Below are 8,681 nucleotides of genomic sequence, written 5' to 3'. Positions count from 1 at the left end.
CTATGTCCTCACGCTCGCGAGACGAGAGATAACGCCCGGATACCTTGGGCGGGAGTTGAGGATTCACGCCGCCAGCATTCCGGAACCAGCGATGAGCGACTGGCTCTGACACGCCCGCAGCGGCACCGGACTCTCGCGTTTTCTTCCCCTCGCCGATCGCGGCCCAGAATCGGACACGGTCCTCGCGCCACGCGACCGTCGGCCTGCCCGGCGAGACGATCTGCCCGCGATACGCGCGCACGCGCTTTTGCATGTTGCTGTAACCCATCGAACACCTCTCGCTGTCGGTGTTGCGACGACCGGTTGAATACGGCCAGTACACGGCGATTTCCTACACAGAGAAGCTCGCGATCGACGGCATCGCGCCCTCGATCGGGAGCGTCGGCGATGCGTTCGATAACGCGCTCATGGAGACGATCAACGGCCTCTACAAGGCCGAATGCATCCGCACCACGGTCTTCCACGATGGCGCGTTCAAGACGCTCGCCGACGTCGAGTACGCAACTGCCGGCTGGATCGACTGGTACAACCATCGCAGGCTCCACGGTAGCCTCGGCATGGTCGCCCCGGCCGAGTTCGAGGCAACCTACTACGCGGCCCTCGACCGAGAGCCGCTCCCCGCATAGGAACGGCACCGAACCTGCGGCGGTTCACACCTCCGGTCACGGGATGCTGTTCGGCCACCACGCGGAAGCCAAGTGCTTCGGAGAACGGACGAGCCGTGATGCTCACGTTCGAGGAGAGCTGCCTCGCTGAACTCCCCCGTGCCCGGAGTTCGAGGAAGGCCAACAGCTCGCGCGCCACACCTCTTCGCGCGAATCGCGGAGACACGAACATCATGTCGATATAGCCGTCGGCGCTCACATCGGAGAACCCCGCCAACCGCTCGTCGACGAGGGCAACGTAACTCTCCCGCGCCAGCATAGACCGATCCCATCCGCCGACATCGCGGTTGTCCGGCCGCGCCCATGCCGTGATCTGTTCGGGCGCATAGTCCGCGCACGCCGTGACTGTGATCGCGTCGTGAAAGATGCGCAGCGTCTCGCCGGCGTCAGCGCTGTCGTAGGAACGTATTCGGACCTGCGATCTGGAGCTACTCACGGTTCCATTGTGGCCATCCACGTAGACACCCCCTACCCATCGCGCTCAGACGTTGAAGCGGAACTCCACCGGGTTGCGTCACAGGTAGGTATCTGAGTCGCTTCGTTCGGTCGATAAATATCAGACGATCAGAACGGCGCATCTACCATGCCACGGAGCCCCCGACGTCGAGCGTCAGCCCTTAAGCTTGCCGGCCTTGATCGCCTGATAGGCGAGTTTTACTTCCGCCTGGTCCACATCGTTGATGAAAATACTCACGTAGTCGCCCTGCTCATCAATTCTCACTCGGTGCCCGAGATCTCGACGAGCGGCAAGCATCATCATCTCCATTGACGCGATCATCAGATGCAGCGCTTTCGGGCTCAGCCCCTCAGGAGATGTGTTTAACGCACTCACTGAACGGAACGTATTCCATGCTCTTACAAAGTCTTTGCTCCCATACAGGATCATCTGCGGCGTGAGCGCCCGCATTTTGGTTGCCCAGAGACTCGTGGCGTCCTCATCAGATGCACTGGCGTCTTTGGTGGAGTTGAGCATACTCATGAACAGTTCGATGACTGCGCCGTAGAACTCGGTTCGTTTCTCTCGAATAGCTTGTTCGCGCGAGTTCTTCTTCGAGAGCCAAAACTGCGTGGCAAAGGTGATGACAGGAACAGAGACGACACCGACCAGCGCGATAGTGGCTCCTCGGGTGTCCCCATCCATCGAGACCAACGCAGAGAACACAAGTGTTGCGAGCCACCAGAGCATCCAGACGAAGCCCGCAAGCAAAGCGAGCGACAAGATGATTTGCAGCACTCTCTTCATAGAGCCTCCTTCGTTGACACCACCTTGACACAACCGTCGTGCCGAGAAGGACCGCGAGCTTACACCGCTCCACACATTGAACCGGAAGGGACTGCTGCACGGATAGCACTGCACACCATAGCGACGCGGTCTGACATTGGTAGCTGGCCGCACTCGGCCCTCGCCTCAGCGAAGGAGAGCAGCCACTCGCTCGGAGTTTTGCGCAAGGTAACCTGCACGCGTTCGCCTGATATACGGCGAGAGCCGCAGCCCTACGGGAGTCTTCGGGATCCGCAACGATACGCCGGGATGTGTCGGGGTGCACCTTGCCGTTCGGCATCGTCATTTGAACCTGCGAACCGCCTAGTTCAGGTTTGCCACGAGTAGCCAGCGTGGCCAACTCGACCTGCTATCAACGAGTACCTAGCGTGATCCTCGTACACGCCAAGCGAAAGCTTCGGGTGTGTTGATTGCGCCCGTGAATACCTTGCGGGTACATCTGCGGGTACATGGCTGATTTTGATCGGCCCCGGAGACAAGAAAAACCCCGGAAAATCGTTGATTTTCCGGGGTTTTTCACTACCCTATGGTCGGGCTGACAGGATTTGAACCTGCGACCCCTTGACCCCCAGTCAAGTGCGCTACCAAACTGCGCCACAGCCCGTTATTCAGTTCGTCGCCACGCGGGCAACTCCAAGAGTCTACCTGGCCGCGGGAAGCGCCGCGAATCGGGTCAGCCGCCGGGCGCGTCAGCGTGCGCGGCGCAGGATGACCACCGGGATCACGCGGCTCGTCTTGCGCTGATAGCCCGCGAATCCGTCGCTCGCCGCTTCGAACAGGCGCCACGCGCGGTCCCGATCCTCGCCGGTCAGCACTTCCGCGGTGACCGAGACGGTGCCCGCATCCGGATCCTCGATCGTCACCGCCGGGTGCGCCACGAGGTTATGGAACCAGGCCGGGTTCTCGTCTGCGCCGGCCTTCGATGCCGCGATGAGCCAGTCATTGCGATCTGGTCGCAATGCCATCACCGGCGTCACGCGCGGAGTGTCCGACTTGGCACCCGTGTGATGCAACAGCACGAGACTGCGCCCGAACCCGCCGGTGGTCACCGTGCCGTTGTTGTTCCGGAACTCCTCGATGATCTGATCGTTCCAACCCATGCCCTCATCCTGTCACGCGATTGTGACGGCGAACAGGTGCTCGAGCGATCCGCACTTCCGCCCCCTCTGAGACAATGACCAGATGACCGAACCGACCTCCGTGCGCGTCGACGTGTGGCTCTGGGCCGTGCGCGTGTACAAGACGCGTTCGGCCGCGACCACCGCGATCCGCGGCGGGCATGTGCGGGTCAACGGCGATCCGGTGAAGGCCTCGTACGGGGTCAAGGTCGGTGACGAGGTGCGCGCCCGCATAGCCGGATTCGACAAGATCCTCGGAGTGCAGAAGCTGCTGCTCAAGCGCGTCGGCGCGCCGATAGCCGCCACCGCATACGAGGATCGCACCCCGCCTCCCCCGCCGCGTGAGTTCGTCGCCCCGATCGTGCACCGCGAGCGCGGGCTCGGGCGCCCCACGAAGCGCGAGCGCCGGGAGATCGACCGGCTCACCGGGCGCGAATCTCGCGACCGCCCCTGATCTAGCGTTTCCCGAAGAATCCCGTCAGGCCGACGCCCATCCACGACGATGCCGCAAGCGCCGGCGCAATGGCCTCGGCGGTCGGCAAGCGGTCGCGCAGCCACGACGAACCGCGCACGTGCGCGCCCAATGCCTCGACGCGGTCGCGCAGTTCTCGGTCGCTCGTCACGACGAACACCCGTGCTCCGTCGGCGAGCATCTCTTCAGCGCGCCGGACGATCTCGTCGTCGCCGGATCCCTCCGCACGGAAGAGCGGCAGCGGGCCCGCGTCGACATCGCGCGCCTGACCCTCGACCACGGCCGCGAACACCGGCTGCCACATGGCGAGCCCCAGGTCGAGATCTCCCGCCGGCACGTCGGAGAGCGCGGCGAGCCGGGCGAGCAGACGCTCGCTCGCGCCCGCGCGATCCTTCCACCAGCCATCGGGTGTGGATCCGACAACGTTCGCCGCGTCGACCAGCACGACCGGGCGCACCTCGAGCGCCGCGCGCACCTCCGGCCACGTCAGCGCGAACCCGGGGTGCAGCGGGTACTGATCGACCTCGTCGACGGGCACCCAGCGCAGTTCCAGCGACTCAGGGTCGCTGATCACCGGCTCGAACGGATCCACAACATCCGCGATCACCGTCGTATAGCGCCAGACGCCCGCGTCGAACACGTGCGCCGCGCGCGGCGAGATCGCGCCCGTGGGCACCCCTGCCTCTTCTTGCGCCTCGCGGATCGCGCCATCGACCGGAGTCTCGAGCGCATCGCACAGAGCACCGCCCGGCAGCGCCCAGGTGCCGCCGAAGTGGCTCCACTCCACGCGGTGCTGCAGCAGCACACCGCGATCGGGGTCATAGGCGAGCAGCCCCGCCGCCCCGAACAGCCCCCAGTATCGGGCCCCATTCTCGCCCTCGACCCACCCATCACCCGGATGGTGGGGTCGCGGAGGGATAGGGCTCGTCATGTCACCACTCTACGATCCCCACAGCGCGCACGACCGGTCGCGCGAAACTCGGCGTCACGAGACCGGCGACGATTTTCAGCGCTTCCGCCGCTCCCTGACGCGCATGTTCACGACGATCGGCGTGCCTTCGAACTCGAACAGCTCGCGCAGGCGTCGCTGGATGTACCGGCGATAGCCCGGATCCAGGAACCCCGTCGTGAACAGGACGAACGTCGGCGGACGCGTCGATGCCTGCGTGCCGTAGAGGATCCGCGGCTGCTTGCCCCCGCGGAGCGGGTGCGGGTGCGCCGAGACGAGCTCGCTGATGAACGCGTTGAACTTGCCCGTCGGAATGCGACGATCCCAGTTCTTGAGCGCCAGCTCGAGCGCCGGCACGAGCTTGTCCATCCGGCGACCGGTCTCGGCCGAGATGTTCACGCGCGGCGCCCACGCGACGTGCGCGAGATCCTTCTCGATTTCCTTCTTCAGGTAGTAACGGCGCTCCTTGTACTCCATCTCAGGAGTGTCGAGCAGATCCCACTTGTTGAACGCGAGCACGAGGGAGCGGCCCGACTCCAGCACCAGGTCGATGATGCGCACATCCTGCTCGCTGATCGGCTCGGTCACATCGAGCATGACGACGGCGACCTCCGCCTTCTCCAGCGCGGTCGAGGTGCGCAGACTCGCATAGAAGTCGGCGCCCTGGTGCATGTGCACGCGGCGGCGGATTCCGGCGGTGTCGATGAACGTCCACAGCTTGCCGCCGAGTTCGACGATCTCATCGACCGGATCCCTCGTCGTGCCGGCGAGGTCGTTGACGACCACGCGCTCTTCGCCCGCAGCCTTGTTCAGCAGCGACGATTTGCCGACGTTCGGGCGCCCGAGGATCGCGACGCGGCGCGGGCCGCCGATCTCGTGCTTCGCGATGGCCGAGATCGACGGCGTCTTCTCCATCACGGCGTCGAGCATGTCGGCGACGCCGCGACCGTGAATCGCCGAGATCGGGTGCGGCTCGCCCAGACCGAGGTTCCACAGCGCTGCCGCCTCGACCTCGTGCGATGCGTCGTCGATCTTGTTCGCGAGCAGGAAGACGGGCTTGTCGGTCTTCCGAAGCAGGCGCACGACGTGCTCGTCGGTGGAGGTGGCGCCGACCTTCGCGTCGACGACGAAGAGGATCACGTCGGCGAGCTCGATCGCGATCTCGCTCTGCTGCGCGACCGACTTGTCGATGCCCCGCGCGTCCGGCTCCCAACCCCCCGTGTCGACGAGCGAGAACCGCCGGTCGAGCCACTCGGCCTTGTACGTCACGCGGTCGCGCGTCACACCCGGGGTGTCCTCGACCACGGCCTCGCGACGGCCGAGGATGCGGTTCACGAGCTGCGACTTGCCGACATTCGGCCGGCCCACGATCGCCACCACGGGCAGCGCCGGAAGGTATTCGTTGCCGAAGTCGTCGACGTGGATCCCCGAGAGAAGATCCGCGTCTTCCTCATCGAGGTCGTAGTCGGCGAGGGTCTGCCGCAGAGCCTCGGCGCGCGCCTCGATCAGCTCATCGTCAAGCTCCCCCAGGCGCTCGGCCAGGTTGTCGTCGTCGTGTGCGGCGAAATCGTCATCGTAGTCAGCGGCCATCGCGGCCTCCTTCTCGTCGTTCGGCGATCACCGTGAGAACGGCATCGACGGACTGGTCGAAATTCAAGTGTGTGGTGTCGACCGCGACGACGCCATCGGCGGCGTTCATGAAGTCAACAACGGTGCTGTCAGATTGGTCGCGCTGGCGCATCGCCTCCGCGACGCGCGCGACATCGGCGGATCCCATCTCCGCGCTGCGGCGCGCCGCGCGCACCTCGGGGTGCGCCGTCAGAAGGATCCGCGCGGGCGCGTCGGGCGCCACGACGGTGGTGATGTCGCGCCCCTCGACCACCACACCGGGATGCGGCGCCTCGGCGACGATCCGGCGGAACAGGTCGTTGATCTTCTCGCGCACGCTGAGCGTCTTCGCGACGCCCGACACGGCCGCGGTCGTCTCCGGGGTGCGGATCGCGTCGGTCACCTCAGTGCCGTCGACGAAGATCGACCGGTCGTCGGGATCCAGCGAGATCGAGGGGGCGAACGTATCGTAGGCCGCCTCGACGGCCGCCTGATCGTCGGTCGATGCGCCGCTGGCGAGCACGTGCCACGCGAGAGCGCGGTAGGCGGATCCGGTGTCGAGATAGCCGAAGCCGAGCCGCCGGGCGACCTGCTTGGACACGCTGGACTTGCCCGATCCCGCCGGCCCATCGATCGCCACGAAGAACGTCTCAGTCACTTGTCCCCGCAATCCGCCAGCCGCGCGACGTGAGACCGTCGACAGCATGCTGCATTGTCGCCGGGTCGACCGAGATCTCGGCAAGACCCAGCGGAGCCCCCGGCGAGTGCTCGAGCCGGAGGTCTTCCACGTTCACGTTGAGGTCGCCGAGGTCGCCGAACAGACGTCCGAGCTGCCCCGACACGTCATCGACCATGACGACGATGGTCTCAAAGCGGCGCCGCTGGCCGTGCTTGCCGGGAAGGCGTTCGACGCCGACGTTGCCGGCGCGGATCGCGTCAGCGGTCGTGCGCCTCGATCCCCGTCGATCCGGATCGCGCAGGGCGTCGGTGATCGTCTCAAGATCGAGCGCGAGCAGGTCGAGCTGCTCGAGCACCGGATCCGCGTTCGCGGTGAGGATCTGTACCCACAGCTCGGGCGCGGAGTGCGCGATGCGCGTCGTGTCGCGCACTCCCTGGCCCGCCAGCGCGAGCGCTTCCTCCGGCGCCTCCGCGAAGCGCGCGGCCAGCAGCGAGGCTATGACCTGCGGCACGTGCGACATGAGGGCGACCGAGCGGTCGTGCTCCTCGGGCGTCATCTCGATCGGCGCGGCCTCGAGGTCGAGCGCGAGGTCTTCGACGAGGGCGAGCGCCTCGGCGGGCGTCTCGCCGTCGCGGCAGATCACCCACGGGCGTCCGACGAACAGGTCGGCACGCGCCGAGATCGCTCCCCCGCGCTCCCGACCCGCCATGGGGTGGGATCCGATGTAGTTCGTCAGGTCGACGCCGCGGTCCCGCAGCTCGCGCAGGGGCTCGAGCTTGACCGAGGCGACGTCGGTGACGACCGCCTTCGGGAACCGCTCGAGCTCGGCCGCGACCATGTCGGCGACGACGTCGGGCGGGGTGCACACGACGATGAGCGCGGGGTCGTCGCCCTCGGCGGCGGGGCGACCGGCGCCGTAGTCGACGGCGAGGCGCAGCTGCGCGGGCGACGAATCAGCGAGCGACACGTCGACGCCGTTCTTCGTGAGCGCATGTCCGATGCTCGATCCCAGGAGGCCTGCGCCCACGATCCGCACCGGAACGCGCACGCGGGCGCGTCGTCCGGGAACGAGCGTGTCGCCTGTCACGGGGTCTCCTTCGCCTCGCGCGCCAGAGTCAGCAGCGCGCCGCGCTCCACCTTATCGAGTTCGCGGGTGCGGCCCGTGGCGAGGGTTCCGAGGTGCAGCGGCCCGAACTGGCGGCGCACGAGCTCGATCACCGGGTGCCCGACGCCCGCCATCATGCGACGCACGATGCGATTGCGGCCGGAGTGCAGCGTGAGCTCGACCAGGCTGGATCCGCCCGACGAGTCGAGCACGCGCGCCTTGTCGGCCGCGATCGGGCCGTCGTCGAGCTCGATTCCGCGCGTCAGCTTCGCGACGACCTGGCCGGTCACCTGGCCGCGCACCTTCGCGATGTAGACCTTCGTGACGCCGAACTTGGGGTGCGAGAGCACGTTCGCAAGCTCGCCGTCGTTGGTGAGCACGAGCAGGCCGGTGGTGTCGGTGTCGAGGCGCCCGACGTTGTAGATGCGCTCGTCCCAGTCGCTCGTGAACTCGGTGAGGTCCGGGCGGCCGTTCTCGTCGCTCATGGTGCTGACCACGCCGCGGGGCTTGTTCAGCATCACGTAGCGCTTCGCGGTGTCGAGCTGCACGACCTGGCCGTCGACGTCGACGAGGTCATTGTCCGGGTCGATCCGTGAGCCGAGCGTCGACACGACCGATCCGTTCACGCGCACGCGCCCGGCGGCGATCAGAATCTCCGACGCGCGCCGCGACGCGACCCCCGCGTTCGCGAGCGCCTTCTGCAGGCGCACGCCCTCGGCAGATCCCTCGGCCTCCGTCACCATGTCCCACTTCCTGCTGGAATAACCGTGCCAGAGCCACACCAAGTGGGGCACGTTATGTAC

Annotated in this window: 8 protein-coding genes, 1 tRNA gene and 3 pseudogenes; 2 read left to right on the top strand and 10 right to left on the bottom strand. The window is 66.4% G+C overall.

Annotated features, from left to right (window positions below):
• Positions 1-268 (bottom strand): annotated as a pseudogene (locus G510_RS18705) (IS30 family transposase); the annotation flags it as partial.
• Positions 269-344: 76 nt separating this feature from the next.
• On the opposite strand from G510_RS18705, the pseudogene G510_RS0111255 reads away from it, so the two are divergent.
• A pseudogene (locus tag G510_RS0111255) lies at positions 345-626 on the top strand (integrase core domain-containing protein); the annotation flags it as partial.
• A gap of 58 nt (positions 627-684) precedes the next feature.
• On the opposite strand, the pseudogene G510_RS17985 reads toward G510_RS0111255, so the two are convergent.
• The 4 genes and pseudogenes from G510_RS17985 to G510_RS0111240 all read right to left on the bottom strand — a co-directional run.
• Positions 685-1,101 (bottom strand): annotated as a pseudogene (locus G510_RS17985) (GNAT family N-acetyltransferase); the annotation flags it as partial.
• Positions 1,102-1,275: 174 nt separating this feature from the next.
• Positions 1,276-1,908, bottom strand: a complete 633-nt coding sequence (locus tag G510_RS0111250) for a hypothetical protein (RefSeq protein WP_029153706.1) — start codon at positions 1,906-1,908, stop codon at positions 1,276-1,278.
• 566 nt (positions 1,909-2,474) lie between these two features.
• A tRNA-Pro gene (locus G510_RS0111245) sits at positions 2,475-2,551 on the bottom strand.
• Between the two features lie 85 nt (positions 2,552-2,636).
• The gene (locus tag G510_RS0111240) at positions 2,637-3,047 is read right to left on the bottom strand and encodes a nitroreductase/quinone reductase family protein (protein ID WP_029153705.1); all 411 of its coding nucleotides are present in this window, start codon (positions 3,045-3,047) and stop codon (positions 2,637-2,639) included.
• Between the two features lie 82 nt (positions 3,048-3,129).
• On the opposite strand from G510_RS0111240, the gene G510_RS0111235 reads away from it, so the two are divergent.
• Positions 3,130-3,519: an RNA-binding S4 domain-containing protein gene (locus tag G510_RS0111235; protein ID WP_029153704.1), complete on the top strand. Its 390-nt coding sequence runs from the start codon at positions 3,130-3,132 to the stop codon at positions 3,517-3,519.
• A 1-nt stretch (position 3,520) separates the two neighbouring features.
• Here the strand turns inward: G510_RS0111235 and G510_RS16610 are convergent, their stop codons facing one another.
• The 5 genes from G510_RS16610 to G510_RS0111210 all read right to left on the bottom strand — a co-directional run bounded on the left by G510_RS16610 (position 3,521) and on the right by G510_RS0111210 (position 8,621).
• The gene (locus tag G510_RS16610) at positions 3,521-4,468 is read right to left on the bottom strand and encodes an NUDIX hydrolase (RefSeq protein ID WP_084644334.1); all 948 of its coding nucleotides are present in this window, start codon (positions 4,466-4,468) and stop codon (positions 3,521-3,523) included.
• A gap of 75 nt (positions 4,469-4,543) precedes the next feature.
• Positions 4,544-6,076: a ribosome biogenesis GTPase Der gene (gene der, locus G510_RS0111225; protein WP_029153703.1), complete on the bottom strand. Its 1,533-nt coding sequence runs from the start codon at positions 6,074-6,076 to the stop codon at positions 4,544-4,546.
• On the bottom strand, positions 6,066-6,752 hold the full coding sequence (gene cmk / locus G510_RS0111220) for a (d)CMP kinase (RefSeq protein WP_029153702.1): 687 nt from the start codon (positions 6,750-6,752) through the stop codon (positions 6,066-6,068). The genes der and cmk overlap by 11 nt, the downstream gene beginning before the upstream one ends.
• Positions 6,745-7,860, bottom strand: coding sequence for a prephenate dehydrogenase (locus G510_RS0111215; protein WP_029153701.1), 1,116 nt, complete (start codon positions 7,858-7,860; stop codon positions 6,745-6,747). Before G510_RS0111215 ends, cmk begins: the two co-directional genes overlap by 8 nt.
• Positions 7,857-8,621, bottom strand: coding sequence for a pseudouridine synthase (locus G510_RS0111210; RefSeq protein WP_029153700.1), 765 nt, complete (start codon positions 8,619-8,621; stop codon positions 7,857-7,859). Before G510_RS0111210 ends, G510_RS0111215 begins: the two co-directional genes overlap by 4 nt.
• Positions 8,622-8,681: the final 60 nt, after the last annotated feature.

Origin of the sequence: Microbacterium gubbeenense DSM 15944, from assembly GCF_000422745.1 — a bacterium.
GTDB lineage: Bacteria > Actinomycetota > Actinomycetes > Actinomycetales > Microbacteriaceae > Microbacterium > Microbacterium gubbeenense.
Note: the sequence above shows the minus strand (reverse complement) of the source record. Positions and strands in the feature narration are given on the sequence as shown.

What these genes read in the sequence shown, in the direction of transcription:
- G510_RS0111240 (WP_029153705.1), bottom strand. Translation starts at nt 3,047, where the DNA reads ATGGGTTGGAACGATCAGATCATCGAGGAGTTCCGGAACAACAACGGC.
- G510_RS16610 (WP_084644334.1), bottom strand. Translation starts at nt 4,468, where the DNA reads ATGACGAGCCCTATCCCTCCGCGACCCCACCATCCGGGTGATGGGTGG.
- der (WP_029153703.1), bottom strand. Translation starts at nt 6,076, where the DNA reads ATGGCCGCTGACTACGATGACGATTTCGCCGCACACGACGACGACAAC.
- G510_RS0111250 (WP_029153706.1), bottom strand. Translation starts at nt 1,908, where the DNA reads ATGAAGAGAGTGCTGCAAATCATCTTGTCGCTCGCTTTGCTTGCGGGC.
- G510_RS0111210 (WP_029153700.1), bottom strand. Translation starts at nt 8,621, where the DNA reads ATGGTGACGGAGGCCGAGGGATCTGCCGAGGGCGTGCGCCTGCAGAAG.
- G510_RS0111235 (WP_029153704.1), top strand. Translation starts at nt 3,130, where the DNA reads ATGACCGAACCGACCTCCGTGCGCGTCGACGTGTGGCTCTGGGCCGTG.